Origin of the sequence: Dyadobacter fanqingshengii (assembly GCF_023822005.2) — a bacterium.
GTDB lineage: Bacteria > Bacteroidota > Bacteroidia > Cytophagales > Spirosomataceae > Dyadobacter > Dyadobacter fanqingshengii.
On the sequence record NZ_CP098806.1, the window covers coordinates 1,018,819 to 1,033,742 of the forward strand.

Sequence of the window (14,924 nt, forward strand, 5' to 3'; positions counted from 1 at the left end):
AAAACCGCCCGTTATTCAGACGGGCGGTTTTTGATTTACATAACCTTTATTAATTTTTAATCTCTACTCACTTTTCAGAACCTCAACCGGATTGCTTCTCGCGGCTTTCATCGTCTGTGAGCCGATCATGACAAATGCAATGACCAGGACGGCCAGTAAGCCGGCAAAAAGCTCGAAAATTTGCACGGGTGTGTGATAAGGGAATTTAGTCAGCACAAAACTTTCGAAGAAAAGGTAAGTGACAGGCAGCGCGATAACTGCCGATATGGACAAAAGAACCAGAAAACCGCGACTCAGCAAATAAACCAGGTTGCCCGAACTTGCACCCATTACTTTCCGGATCCCGATCTCTTTCAGCCTCGTTTCGGTTGTAAACACCACCATTCCGAACAAACCCATGGAAGCAATAGAAATGGCCAGGAACGACAGGAAGCCAATGATCTTGATCATGGTCGAAAATTCGCTGTATGCTTCTTCAATGGAATCTTCGTAAAACTCAGCTTCCAAAGGATGTACGCGATCGATCTTTTTCCAGGTGGATTCAATTTTCGCCATGGTAGCCATCATGTCTTTGCTTTGTATTTTTGCATTCACCACTGCGCCGTTTTCCGGTGTCCAGAACATGAATGCAACGGGCTCGATGAGGTTTTCAACTTTGCCGTAATGAAAATCTTTCATGACGCCGACGATGGTCATCCGGTGCCCGTTGAATTTGAAATTACTGAATGTGATCTCTTCTCCGATTGCTTTCGCGGGATCGCCGTTACCGATGTTGAAGCGTTTCAAAAACTGCTGATTGACAATCAGTTCGCGGGCGGCGTCGCCCGTGGTGGGTCTTCCTATGAAATTTCCTCCGGCAACGAGCTTGTATCCATGCAGCGGCATATAGTTTTCGTCTACATTATTGGTCATCACCAACGCGGAATCGCGGGAATCTTTGTACTTCATATAACCGCCCCACGCATTCCCCACGCTCGTGATGATCAGCGACCGGGACACGGCGGTTACTTCCGGCATCTCGCTCAGTTCCTTCACCATTGCATCGGGTTTGTTGCCCTGCATATTGATGTTCAGAATGTTCTCCGTATTGAACCCGAGGTCAAATGCCAGAATGTTCTTATACTGCACATAGCCTACGGCGGTTGTTGTTATAAAAATCAGCGTTACCGTATATTGTATCACCACCAGCGCGCGCCTGAATGTGATGGGTTTAAATGATTTTACAGACGACACATTCCTCAGCGCATTGATCGCGCTGACCTTCGAGAAAAAAACCGCAGGCATAAGGCCGGCCATAACACCCACTGTCACCGAAAAGAGGATGAAAGCCACGACCATTGCAGGCGTGAGATTAAGCGTCACAGTTCGTTGCATCTCCGGTGCCATGTTGATGAGTTGCGGCCGCAAAACCAGGAAGATGACAAAAGAAAGCAGCAGAGCAGAGAGGGAGATCATGATCGCTTCGGCGAGGAACTGTTGCTTGATCTGATATTTTTGCGCGCCGATCGCTTTGCGAAGGCCCACTTCCTTGAAACGCCGCATAGCCCGTGCTATGGAAAGATTGGTGTAATTAAAACACGCCGATAAGATAACCACCAGCGCAAGCCCGCCCAATATCCAGAGCACAACAGGAGGCATATGCGGACCCGAAGAGCCGCTCATGGAGCCGGAATGAAGGTTTTCTCCAATGACAATGTCATGCAACGGAAGCAGTTCCAGCTGGATCTTCGCTTCTTCCTCCGAAAGATTTTCCTCTTTTGCAATTGCGTTCAGCTGCGACTGAATAGCTGCGCGGCTGGCTGCGATATCTGCGTTTTCAGGCAGCATCAGATATACAGAGTTCGAAAACATATTTGCCCAGTCTTCGAAATTCCTGTCATTTTTATTAAGCTGGCGCGCTGTTGACAGTGACACCAATGCTTCAAAGCTGATATGCGAAAAGAACGGGACGTCCTTCATGATGCCCGTAACCAGGTAATCGAGTGTGTCGAATTTGATCGATTTGCCGAGCGCTGAACCGTCGCCAAACAACTTTTCCGCTGCTGTCTCAGTCAGAACGATCGAGTAGGGATCTTTCAGCGCTGTTTCGGGATTGCCTTCCAGCATGGGAAACGAAAATATCCTGAAAAGCGACGGCTCGGCCCAGAAGCCTTTGATCGGAAGCACATTGCCGCCCACCTGCGCATCCTGCGAAAAATCGTTGCGCAGGATAGCCACTTCCTCAACGCCGGTTACTTTTTCCCGGATGAGTTTGCCCGTTTTTATGGATGTCGACGAATATTTGCTGCCACTTTGCTCACCTTTGAATGTCGCAACATTGGTAATACGATAAATCCTGTCACCATGCTTATGAAACTTGTCGTACGAACGCAGGTCGAGCACGAACGCTATGAGCAGTAAACCAACAGACATACTGATGGCAAGGCCGATAATGTTGATGGAGGAGAACAGCTTATTGCGCATCAAGCTGCGTCCCGATGTTTTGAAGTAGCTTCCGATCATGATTTAGATGGAAAAAGGTTAAGAAAAGGTCCCAGTATTATGGAGTTCAAAAATTCCATGCCCTTCTCGTTAGGTATTCAAAATCAATCATTTAGGTGAAAATTCAACGTAAATTCTGTTCGATAACGAACGTTTATTAATTGCGTGGACATTCGGGCATTCGTCCAGGGTTGCGGAATTTAAGAATCTATTGAATGAACCTATCAAAATGGAATTCCTTATCATTTTGATAGGCTTAATTATGCTGGCACTAGCTTGAAAATTATTATAATTATCTGATAATCTGATTGTTATTTAAAGTGAGATGCTTTTGGAACAATGTTTAACCTGTTTGAGCCAGCAAACCAATTTTAAATTGAAAAGCATTCATCTAAAATCAAATCTCATGTTAACAATCCTCTTAGTGGCCGCGGGCTGCCTGTGCTTTGCGCTGTTTTATCAAACCGTCCATTTTTTTGAAAAAATCTGATCATGGCTGCATTATTCATTGTGTCAATCGGCGTGTTTTTCTATATGTGCTACGTATTGATCAAGCCCGAAAAATTCTAACTCCACGGATCGCGACAGCTTAAATGACAAGCTGCCTGATAACTATTTTAAAAATGAACACAGAAATTTTAGGCATTATAGCCATGTACGCAATTACGATCCTGATGGCAGTCCCATTTGGCAGGTACATTGCGAAAGTCTACGCAGGTGAAAAAATGCTGTTGGACCCGATCTTCAATCCAATCGAAAGCATATTTTTCCGCATCAGCGGCATTGACCAAAAGGCCGGAATGAACTGGAAACAGCATTTGGCAGCCTTACTTACGATTAATTTTGTGTGGTTCCTGCTGGGCATGTTTATCCTGATGAACCAGGGCTGGCTGCCGCTGAACCCGGATGGAAATCCCGGGCAATCGGCTGATCTTGCATTCAATACGACGATTTCATTTGTGGTTAACTGCAACCTGCAGCATTATTCGGGAGAAAGCGGGGTGAGTTATTTATCCCAGCTGTTTTTAATGTTCCTGCATTTTGTGAGCGCTGGAACAGGCATGGCCGCAGCCGTCGTTTTATTTATTGCATTAAAAGAAAAAACGGCTGATAAGCTTGGGAATTTCTATCACCTGATGCTCATCTCCTGCACCCGGATTTTGTTGCCGGCTTCCATTTTCGTCGCCAGCGTGCTGGCTTTTAACGGAACACCCATGACATTGGCGGGTAAAGACAGTATGATCAGCATGCAGGGCGATACGGTTGGCGTATCCACGGGGCCTGTGGCTGCCTTTGTCGCTATCAAGCATCTGGGAACCAATGGCGGCGGGTTTTACGGCGCCAACTCTGCACATCCACTGGAAAATCCGAATTACCTGACCAATATGGTCGAAATGTTTTCCCAGATGATCGTCCCGCTCGCCATGATCTTTGCGCTGGGTTTCTTTTTGAAAAAGAAAAAAATGGCACGGATGATTTTCGGGGTCATGACCGTGGGGTTCCTGGTGCTATGTATTCCTACCGTCGTCTGGGAAGTCCAGGGTAATCCGGCCATTGCGCAGATGGGCATTGACATGGGATCGGGCGCGATGGAAGGGAAAGAGTCGCGGCTAGGCAGTGCGGCTTCCGGTTTTTGGAGTATAGCAACCACCGTTATATCCACGGGCTCGGTAAATGCCATGCACGACAGCACGATGCCGCTGTCCGGAATGATGCAGCTGCTCGCCATGATGACCAATGCTTTTTACGGCGGATGCGGGGTAGGGATACTCAATTTTTTCATCTTCATTATTCTGGCCGTTTTTATCAGCGGGTTAATGGTGGGACGTACACCTGAGTTTTTGGGTAAAAAAATTGAAGGCCGTGAAATGAAAATTGCCATGATCGTCGCGCTTTTGCATCCTCTGCTCATCCTCGCAGGCACTGCGCTGGCGGCAGCGTTTCCCGAAATTACCCTGGCAAACCTGAATAATCCCGGCTTCCACGGGTTCAGCGAAATGCTTTATGAATACACTTCATCGGCAGCCAATAACGGCAGCGGTTTCGAAGGCCTTGGCGATAACAATCCCTGGTGGAACATTACCACCGGCTTTGTTTTGATCCTTTCGCGGTTCATTCCGATCATCGGGCCTGTTGCCATTGCCGGACTTTTGGCCAATAAAAAACACATTCCCGAGAGCGCAGGCACACTTCGCACCGATTCTGCAACATTCGGCATGATGGTGCTGGCTGTCATCATGATCATCACCGCGCTGTCATTTTTCCCATCGCTGACGCTTGGGCCCATAGCCGAATATTTCAGCTTGTAAACGGGCCTAATCAGCGAAAACCAAATTCAAAACATAAAACGAGCGCGAAGCCGAACGGCGGTAACCTCTATACATTTATGAAAACTCAAAATGCATCCTTGTTCCAAAAGGATCTGGTGAACGAAGCTTTAAAGCAGTCTTTTATCAAACTCAATCCCAAAGTCCTGTTCCGTAACCCGGTTATGTTCACGGTGGAGATAGGCACAGCGATTATGTTTGCGGTCTGTATCTGGATCTTATCCGGAAACACCACGCAGGGTAGTTTCGCTTACAATTTTGTGATCTTTCTCATCCTCCTGCTCACATTGCTTTTTGCCAATTTCGCCGAAGCCATTGCCGAGGCCCGGGGAAAAGCGCAGGCCGACAGCTTGCGGAAGACGCGTGAAGAAACGCCTGCCAAACTGGTTGTCGAAAACAGGCCGGGCTTTGCCGTAGCGACCGAAAGCATAATGTCCGCGCAGATGAAAAAGGGAGACATTTTCATTTGTGAAGCCGGGGATAATATTCCTACCGACGGCGAGATCATCGAAGGTTTGGCGACCATTGATGAAAGTGCGATCACGGGCGAGTCGGCCCCGGTGATACGGGAAGCAGGCGGCGATAAAAGCAGCGTGACCGGCGGCACGAAAGTGCTGTCGGATAAGATCAAAGTAATGGTCACCACGGCTCCCGGGGAAAGTTTTCTGGATAAAATGATCGCACTCGTGGAAGGTGCGAGCCGCCAGAAAACACCAAACGAGATTGCATTAACCATCCTTTTGGCCGGGTTTACCCTTGTGTTCGTGATTGTTTGCGTGACATTGAAACCTTTTGCAGATTTTTCCAATACGCCCATCACCATTGCCGCATTTATTTCCCTATTCGTGTGCCTCATCCCGACCACGATCGGCGGTTTGCTTTCCGCCATTGGCATTGCTGGTATGGACCGTGCGCTGCGCGCGAATGTGATCACCAAATCGGGTAAGGCCGTGGAAACGGCGGGCGACATTGATGTGCTGCTGCTCGACAAAACCGGGACCATTACGATTGGTAACCGGAAGGCGACCCGCTTTCACACGGCCAACGGCGTACCGGAAAATCATTTCGTAAAAAGTGCTGTGCTAAGCTCCATTTCGGATGAAACCCCCGAAGGAAAATCCATCCTGGAACTGGCCAATGCCACGCCAACAACCTACCAGATCAGGGATCCGAAGTTTATCAAATTTACAGCTGAGACCCGCAGTTCAGGGGTTGATTTTGATGATACGCGCATTCGTAAAGGGGCTTTTGATTCTATCAAAAATATGGTCCTGCAAGCGGGCAATCAGTTTCCGGCGGAGATCCGGGAAAAGGTGGAATTGATTTCCAGCAATGGAGGCACGCCGCTGGTTGTTTCAGAAAATGAAAGGGTTTTGGGTGTGATTGAATTACAGGACATTATCAAACCGGGCATTAGCGAACGTTTTGAAAGGCTGCGCAAAATGGGCGTTAAGACGGTGATGGTAACGGGCGACAACCCCTTAACGGCCAAATTTATAGCTGAAAAAGCAGGTGTGGACGACTTTATCGCCGAGGCTAAGCCGGAGGATAAGATGAACTACATCAAGAAGGAACAGGAAGGCGGTAAACTGGTAGCCATGATGGGCGACGGCACAAACGACGCTCCTGCGCTGGCCCAAGCCGATGTCGGCGTGGCCATGAACAGCGGAACGCAGGCTGCAAAAGAAGCCGGTAACATGGTGGACCTCGATAATGATCCCACCAAACTGATCGAGATCGTGGAGATCGGAAAGCAGCTTTTAATGACGCGCGGCACATTAACCACCTTTTCGATTGCCAATGACGTCGCTAAATATTTCGCCATTATTCCGGCCCTCTTCATTGCCAGCATACCGGCACTCAAAGGTCTGAACATTATGGACTTGAACAGTCCCGAAAGTGCAATCCTGTCTGCCGTGATTTTCAATGCCATCATTATCCCTTTCCTCATCCCGCTCGCATTGAAAGGCGTTGCCTACAAGCCTATCGGGGCAAGTGCGCTGCTCAGAAGGAACCTGTTCATCTACGGACTGGGCGGCATACTCATCCCGTTTGCAGGCATTAAGGTGATTGATATGGTGGTGAGCATCTGGATTTAGATATCAAATAAAAAGTATTCAAAAACAGCTTTAATGAAAGCGCAAACAATGAAAACGAACATATTTCCCGCTATTAAATTAACATTGATCACACTGATTTTTTTCGGTGCTCTCTATCCTGCAATCGTTTGGGGCATTGCGCAACTTGCTCCTAATCATGGACATGGTGAAGTGGTGAAAGCCAACGGCAAGCGCTATTACGCAAATATTGGTCAAGCATTTACCGAAGACCGGTTTTTCAACAGCCGCCCTTCCGCGGTAGCCTATAATGCGGCCGGCAGCGGGGGCAGTAACAAAGGCCCTTCCAACAAGGAATATCTGGGCATTGTGCAGGCGCGGATCGATACTTTTTTAATCCATAACCCCGGAATTGACAAAAAAGACATTCCTGTGGAGCTGGTAACCGCCAGCGGCAGCGGTCTTGATCCCGACATTTCGCCCAAAGCCGCGCTGGTGCAGGTCAAAAGGATTGCTGCCGCACGCAACACAACAGAAGATAAAATCAGACAAATCGTGAATTCAAATACGGAGAAACCATTGCTGGGTATGTTCGGGCCTGAGAAAGTGAATGTGCTGAACCTGAACATTGCTTTGGAAAAACTATAAAAATATTCCCTTATGAAAAGATTATTATTGGCTGCATTGGGTTTGATGATTTTCAAACCGGTTATGGCCCAGGATTCTACCGAAACCAAAAATCCGCTAACGATCAGCGGTTACGCAGAAGCTTATTACAATTATGATTTCAACAGGCCGGTGAACAATACAGCGCCTGGTTTTATTTACAACTTCAACAGGGTCGGGGAGGTGAATTTGAACCTGGGTTTTATCAAGGCAAACTATACCACGGATCGTGTACGAGGAAACCTGGCGCTGGCCACCGGGACCTATATGAATGCCAACTATGCGGCCGAGCCGGGCGTCTTAAAAAATGTTTTTGAAGCAAATGTGGGTGTTAAAATCTCAAAAAATAACAACCTGTGGATCGATGCCGGCATTATGCCTTCGCACATTGGTTTTGAAAGTGCCATAGGGAAAGACAACTGGGCGATGACGAGGAGCCTGGTTGCTGAAAACACGCCATATTTTGAATCCGGTGTGAAATTGGGTTTTACCACGAAAGACGAAAAGCTGTATGTATCGGCCATGTATTTAAATGGCTGGCAGCGAATCCAGAGAGTCGACGGTAACACCACCCCGGCCTTTGGCACCCAGGTAACATACAAACCTGCAACGACAATCACATTGAATTACAGCACTTTCATAGGGAACGATAAGCCCGACAGCTTGCGGTTAATGCGTTATTATCATAATTTTTACGGCGTTTTCCAGGTCAGCGAAAAATTCGGTGTAACTGCTGGTTTTGATTATGGAACCGAGCAAAAAGCGAAAGGCAGCAGCGATTATAACAACTGGTTTGTGCCCGTGCTAATCGCCCGATATTCACCTTCGGCCCGGGTTAACATGGCAGCGAGGGGAGAGTATTTTCAAGACAAAAACGGGGTTATTATCTCAACGGGCACCACGAACGGATTTCAGACCTTCGGCCTTTCGGTCAATGTGGACTATGCCATTTTCCCGGGCGTGCTCTGGCGTGTAGAAGCCAGGAATTTGAACAGTAAGGACCGCATTTTTCTGGAAAGAACGAGTGCCGGGACATCAGAACAGACATTCAGAAAAGACAATCTATTCCTCACCACATCCCTATCCATTGCGTTCTGATTGGAGCAGGGTTATTAATGCACATTGATTAATCGATACACAAGATGTCCGAAACCAGCCCTAATGCACAACATTTTCTTGATCTGATCAAAAGGTCGAGGCGCGGAAAGTTCAAGATCTACATTGGCATGAGCGCCGGCGTGGGCAAAACTTTCCGTATGTTGCAGGAGGCGCACGCGCTTCTTCGCAATGGTATCGATGTAAAAATTGGCTATATAGAAACCCACAACCGAAAAGAAACACACGATTTACTGGATGGCCTGCCCGTCATTCCCAGGCGAAAACTGTTTTACAAAGGAAAAGAACTCGACGAGCTGGACGTGCAGGCGGTGATAAGCCTGCGCCCGGAAGTGGTGATTGTGGACGAGCTGGCCCATACCAACATTGAAGGCAGCAAAAACGACAAGCGCTGGCAGGATGTGCTGGAAATTCTGGACGCCGGCATCAATGTTATCAGCGCTGTGAACATTCAGCATATCGAAAGCCTGAACGAGGAAGTGAAAGGCATTACCGGCGTGGAAGTGAGGGAACGAATCCCCGACAGCGTGTTGGGCGCGGCAGATGAAGTGGTTAACATTGACCTTACTGCCGATGAGCTGATCACGCGGTTAAAGGAAGGTAAAATTTATAAACCGGAAAAAATACAGACCGCGCTCAGCAACTTTTTCAAAGCAGACCACATCCTGCAATTAAGGGAACTGGCATTGAAAGAAGTGGCGAGCCAGGTGGAACGGAAGGTCGAATCGGAAATACCGAAAATGGTGGCTTCGCGGCGTGAGAAATTTCTGGCATGCATCAGCAGCAACGAAAATACCGCGCGGCACGTGATCCGAAAAACGGCCAGACTGGCGAGTTACTACAATAGTAAATGGTTTGTTTTATATGTGCAGACGCCCAGGGAAAGCCAGGACAAGATCGCCTTGGATAAGCAAAGGCATTTGATCAACAATTTTAAACTGGCTACGGAAATGGGGGGCGAGATCGTCCGCGTACAGCGTGCCAACATTTCCGAGGCGATCATTGAAGTGGCCGAGCAACGGGAGATCACAACAATATGTGTGGGTAAGCCGCATATTACGCTCTTGAAAGTTATTTTGGCCACAAATCTTTTTAACAATCTTTTGAAAAAGCTTTCGTCTTCCGACATTGATCTGGTAATCTTATCCTGAGCGTGAAGTTGAGCAACATTTGAGCCGAAGATGAAAATAAAAAGCAAACTGAGACTGGGGTTAGGAACCCTCTTTTTTCTGATCCTGGCCCTGGGCCTGATCGCAGCCAAGCATGTTTACACCCTCAAAGATGATACGGAAAATATATTGGCTGATAACTATCAAACTCTTGATTATGTGCAGCATATGCTGCTTGCGCTGGACGAGGTGAAGACCAATCCCGAAGCCTGGAAAGCATTTGACCAGAATCTGGAAAAGCAGCAACGCAATGTGACAGAAATAGGGGAAGCCGAGGCCACGCAGAAAGTTCAGGATCATTATGATCTTTTAAAGGCCAGTCCGCAGAGCGACACATTGCCGGTTGTGGTCCGAAGGGATTTGGCAGCATTGGCTAAAATCAACATGCAGGCCATTCAAAAGAAGAGCGATATCGCTGTGGGCTCGGTCCGTTCCGCCATTGGCGGGATAGTCCTCACGGCCACATTGTGTTTTTTAATTGCCCTCACGCTGCTGATTAACCTTCCGTCCAACATTGGCAATCCCATCCGTGAGCTTACGGAGAGCATCAAAGAAATTGCCGCGAAGAATTATTCGCAGCGGCTGCATTTTTCAGGAAAAGATGAGTTCGGTCAATTAGCCAGTTCATTCAACACCATGGCCGAAAAACTGGAAGAGTATGACAACAGCAACCTTTCGCAGATCCTGATGGAGAAAAAAAGGACCGAAGCGTTGATCAATAACATGCACGAGCCGGTCATCGGGCTGGATGAGAACAAGCACATTCTTTTTGCAAATCATGAGGCAGTGAAGATCACGGGCATGTTAATGAGCGACATGCTGGGGAGATCGGCCGTGGATCTGGCCGTTCACAATGATCTGATCCGCGTGCTGATCCAGGAAAAGCAGGAATCCAATGGGCTCACCACCCAGGCTTCGACGCCTTCGCTTAAAATTTATGCAGACGATAAGGAAAGCTATTTCGAAAAGGAAATTGTCGACATTACGATTATCCCGACCGGCGAACGGCAGAAGAAATTTATAGGGCAAGTGATTATTTTAAAGAACATTACACCATTTAAAGAACTGGATTTTGCCAAAACCAACTTTATCGCCACGGTTTCCCACGAGCTGAAAACGCCTATCTCGTCCATTAAAATGAGTTTGCAAATCCTGGAAAACGAGCAGACCGGCGCGCTGAATGAAGAGCAGAAGCAGTTGATGGAAAGCATTAAAGACGATAGCAACCGGCTTTTGAAAATTACCGGCGAGCTGCTCAACATGTCGCAGGTGGAAACAGGCAACATTCAGCTAAGCATTCAGCCCAGCAGTCCGTATGCCATTGTGCGTTATGCGCTGGACGCGGTGAAAATTCCATTGGAACAAAAGGAAATTGAGCTGGTGGTGCAAACGGATGAAAATTTGCCGGATGTGAAAGCCGATATGGAAAAAACGGCCTGGGTGCTCATCAACTTTCTTACCAATGCCATCCGTTATTCACAGCAGGAAGGCCGCTTGCAGCTCGAACTTAAAAACGGCCCGAACGGCATCAAATTCTCCGTTCGGGATGAAGGCAAGGGAATCGACAGCCGCTATCGGAATAAGATCTTTGACAGATATTTCCAGATTCCCGGCAGCTCCAAAACCGGCACCGGACTGGGACTTGCCATTAGTAAAGAATTCATAGAAGCACAGGGCGGAGTCATTGGTGTTGCCAGTGAAATTGGCATGGGAAGCACATTCTACTTTGAACTCGCCAAAGCGTAACCAATATGGTTAATCCAAGTTGTGCTATAACGAATGGTTTGCGTAGATGCAAGCGATGATTTGACCACTCGCAAGCAAGTTTTTTGACTATTTCAAGAATAAAATGTCTGCGTTCTCGTGCACATATTTTGCGTGGTCGAGAACGCGATAATGTCAGAAAAAACAAGATAATGAGGCGAATACCCAAAATATGTATTGCAATTTGAAATTTTCGCAAAGGAAAAATTGCATTATTTTTAAAAGAACCATATTAATGTGAAGTAAAAAACGGTTACTTTGTTGCGTAAACAAAAATTTACTTCAATGAAAAAACCTAAGCCCAAACCAAACATGTGGTTCCCTAAAAACCGTTCGTTGCGCTATCCGCTTGCAATGATGTTAGGGATGTCCCTCATCCAATCTCCCCAGAGCATCGCGCTCCCATTGACGAAACACGCAACCGTTGACGTAACCCGCCTGGACAGGACCGTCACCGGTAAAGTGAAAGACGAAAAGGGAGAACCGCTCGTAGGAGTGACCGTTACCATTAAAGGCAATAATGCCATCGGTGCATCGACTGACCACAACGGGGATTTTTCGATGGTTATCCCCGAAAGCCTCATCAGCAATGCTACGCTGGTGTTCAGTTACATTGGTTACGCGGCGGTTGAAGCGCCATTAGGCCAGCAAACGGTGTTCGACATTGCCTTGACGTCCGCGTCCAATCAGCTGGAACAGGTTGTAGTCGTTGGGTATTCTGCCAAAAAGGTGAAATACCTGTCGAGTTCTGTCTCGACGATCAATAATGAAAAGCTGAGAGACGTTACATCCAATGAGCTTCCTAATCTGCTTCAAGGAAAAGCGCCGGGCGTTGTGGTTTCAAGCGCATCGGGCGATCCTACCAGCGCAGGACGTATACTAATCCGCGGTGCAGGGACCATTTCTGCGGGCACTTCGCCGCTCATTGTGGTAGACGGGAACATTGGCGGAAATTACAACCCTGTTGATGTGGAGAACATTACCGTATTAAAGGATGTTGCCGCAACCGGTTTGTATGGATCTCGTGCCGCGAACGGGGTTATTATTGTCAACACCAAAACGGGTAAAGCCGGAAAAACCGAAATCAGCTTTGCCAACACGATGGGCTTTGCGCAAGCTACGACCGGAAACTTCCGCTTGATGAATTCACAGCAGTTGTATGATTTCCAAAGCACGTTCTATCCGCGTGAAGCATCCGTTCTTCAAACCAACACAAATTGGTGGGATGAGGCTTTCAGGACGGGGTTTGTGAATAACCACACAGTTTCTGCCTCCGGAGGAAGTGAAAAAACCACTTTTTACATCTCTGCCAATTATTACAAGGAACAGGGAACGCAGATCGAAAATGATAAAACCGGCTATAATTTTCGTGCGAACCTGCAGTCCCAGCTAACCAGGAGGCTGGCTGCCAAAGTGTTATTTAATGGTACATTTAATAAGGACAATTATGCAAACAGTAATACTTTGTACGATGCCTACAACAACCTTCCGTTTGACCCGGCCTATGATGCAGATGGCCAGCCGATAGATGGCAGGACATACCCGGGCTGGCTGGGGCGTGACCGCGAAAGTTTCCTGCATTCTGTGCCGTACAATTATTCCAAAGCGCAAAGTCTGGCGGTGACCACCGACGTGAACCTGGATTACGAGCTAACTGATAAAATTACATTGTCGTCCTATAACAGGATCAATTTTGGAAATGGCCTGAGTGCGAGTTTTAATGACAAACGCACCAAGCAGGGCGGCGCCAACAGCGGTGAATTGTATAACGGAACGTCTTATTCCAGTCGTTTGCTGACATCGAACCGCATCCGTTATTCGGAGGATTTTGGTAAACATGGTCTGACGCTATTAGGTGTTGCCGAGGCTGAAACCACATATTCGAGCAGCACCAGCGCAGCGGGCAAGGGTTTACCTCCGGGCCGCGATGTAATGTCAGTGGCGACAGATATCCTTACCAATCCAACGGGACTTAACGAGCAGGTGGGTTTCCGTAAGTTTCTGGGACAGGCAGATTATAACTACGACAACAAATATTTCCTGGTAGGGTCATTTGTAAATGAATTTTCTTCCTTGTTTGGAAAAAACAATTCAACGGCCAACTTCTATCAGTTAGGCGCATCGTGGATTTTAAGCAATGAGGAATTTCTGAAAAACAACAAAACCATCACATTCGCCAAGGTCCGTGCAAGCAATGGTACAGTGGGTAATGCCGACGGGATCAGTAATTTCGCTTCACTAGGTCTATATACCATTTCTTCTGATGCATCTTACTCAGGACTTCCGGGCGCAGCTCCGTCTCAAAAAGGGAACCCGGATCTGACCTGGGAAAAAATCAGATCGTCCAACGTTGGTTTTGATCTGAGTTTCTTCAACCGCATTGACCTTGTTGTTGATGCTTACGTAAAAGAGGCCAGCGAGCTGTTGTATCGCAAGCCCCTCGCTGCCACAACGGGTTACAGCTATGTGTGGGTGAATGCAGGATCTATCCGCAATAAAGGGGTTGAATTCAGTCTGACAACCACCAACATCAAAGCCAAAGGCTTCAATTGGGAAACCAACCTGAACATGGCTTTCAACCGCAACAAAGTGCTTGAACTGAGTGATGGTTCCACCGTTTTCAACTCAGGCGCGCGCCAGCCGATCGCTGTTGGCCACAATATGGACGAATACAATTTGCCGATATGGGCAGGTGTAAATCCTGAAAATGGTGATCCGCAGTGGGAAAAAGTCGTGAAGGATGCAAATGGCAATGTTACCAAGGAGCTGACCAGCACTTACAACCAGGCACAAACCGCCGACTCGCGTCAGTTTACAGGAAAAACGGCTGCCCCCAAGTTCACTGGAGGTCTTTCGAACACATTGACTTACAAAAACTTCACCTTATCTGCTTTCTTCAACTTTGTATACGGAAACTGGGTGTATAACGAAAGTCGCGTTTATTTCGATAACGACGGTTTGTACGAAAGTTATAATCAAATGGTCCTTGCCAAAGGATGGAGCCGCTGGGAAAAGCCTGGCGACGTGGTTACGCACCCGAAACCGATCGTGGGAGGGAATAAGGATTCCAACCAGTCTTCGTCACGTTACCTGGAAGATGGCAGTTACATCCGTTTGAGAAATGTACGCGTGGGTTATTCGCTTCCTGACAATGTTTTGGGGAAAAGCGGTTTTTCAAGAGTATCCGTATTTATCAGCGGCGACAACCTTTGGACCGGCACCAAGTTCTCCGGCCCGGATCCGGAAGTAACCTTGACACAGGTTGATTTAAGCTCAGGATTATCCAGCCTAAGATATCCAATCAGCAAAAAATATCTTATCGGAATCAACTTTTCATTCTAATA

The 14,924-nt window shown here is 47.5% G+C and carries 9 protein-coding genes; 8 read left to right on the top strand and 1 reads right to left on the bottom strand.

Going from position 1 to position 14,924, the window contains the following annotated elements; all coding sequences use genetic code 11:
- Window positions 1-63 precede the first annotated feature (63 nt).
- Window positions 64-2,502 carry an ABC transporter permease gene (locus NFI81_RS04035; protein WP_234613977.1) on the bottom strand — a complete coding sequence of 813 codons (2,439 nt, stop codon included), beginning with the start codon at window positions 2,500-2,502 and terminating at the stop codon, window positions 64-66.
- 471 nt (window positions 2,503-2,973) lie between these two features.
- On the opposite strand from NFI81_RS04035, the gene NFI81_RS26475 reads away from it, so the two are divergent.
- The 8 genes from NFI81_RS26475 to NFI81_RS04070 all read left to right on the top strand — a co-directional run bounded on the left by NFI81_RS26475 (window position 2,974) and on the right by NFI81_RS04070 (window position 14,922).
- Window positions 2,974-3,051, top strand: a complete 78-nt coding sequence (locus NFI81_RS26475) for a potassium-transporting ATPase subunit F (protein WP_167274753.1) — start codon at window positions 2,974-2,976, stop codon at window positions 3,049-3,051.
- Window positions 3,052-3,104: 53 nt separating this feature from the next.
- Window positions 3,105-4,790, top strand: a complete 1,686-nt coding sequence (gene kdpA, locus NFI81_RS04040) for a potassium-transporting ATPase subunit KdpA (RefSeq protein WP_234613976.1) — start codon at window positions 3,105-3,107, stop codon at window positions 4,788-4,790.
- Between the two features lie 77 nt (window positions 4,791-4,867).
- Window positions 4,868-6,907 carry a potassium-transporting ATPase subunit KdpB gene (gene kdpB / locus NFI81_RS04045; RefSeq protein ID WP_234613972.1) on the top strand — a complete coding sequence of 680 codons (2,040 nt, stop codon included), beginning with the start codon at window positions 4,868-4,870 and terminating at the stop codon, window positions 6,905-6,907.
- Between the two features lie 48 nt (window positions 6,908-6,955).
- On the top strand, window positions 6,956-7,513 hold the full coding sequence (locus NFI81_RS04050) for a K(+)-transporting ATPase subunit C (RefSeq protein WP_234613970.1): 558 nt from the start codon (window positions 6,956-6,958) through the stop codon (window positions 7,511-7,513).
- 12 nt (window positions 7,514-7,525) lie between these two features.
- Complete coding sequence (locus NFI81_RS04055) at window positions 7,526-8,629, top strand: porin (protein ID WP_234613968.1); 1,104 nt, start codon at window positions 7,526-7,528, stop codon at window positions 8,627-8,629.
- A gap of 44 nt (window positions 8,630-8,673) precedes the next feature.
- Window positions 8,674-9,798 carry a universal stress protein gene (locus NFI81_RS04060; RefSeq protein ID WP_234613966.1) on the top strand — a complete coding sequence of 375 codons (1,125 nt, stop codon included), beginning with the start codon at window positions 8,674-8,676 and terminating at the stop codon, window positions 9,796-9,798.
- A 30-nt stretch (window positions 9,799-9,828) separates the two neighbouring features.
- Window positions 9,829-11,562, top strand: a complete 1,734-nt coding sequence (locus NFI81_RS04065) for an ATP-binding protein (RefSeq protein WP_234613964.1) — start codon at window positions 9,829-9,831, stop codon at window positions 11,560-11,562.
- Window positions 11,563-11,865: 303 nt separating this feature from the next.
- A complete protein-coding gene (locus tag NFI81_RS04070; protein WP_234613962.1) occupies window positions 11,866-14,922 on the top strand; it encodes a SusC/RagA family TonB-linked outer membrane protein in 3,057 nt (1,018 codons plus the stop codon).
- Window positions 14,923-14,924: the final 2 nt, after the last annotated feature.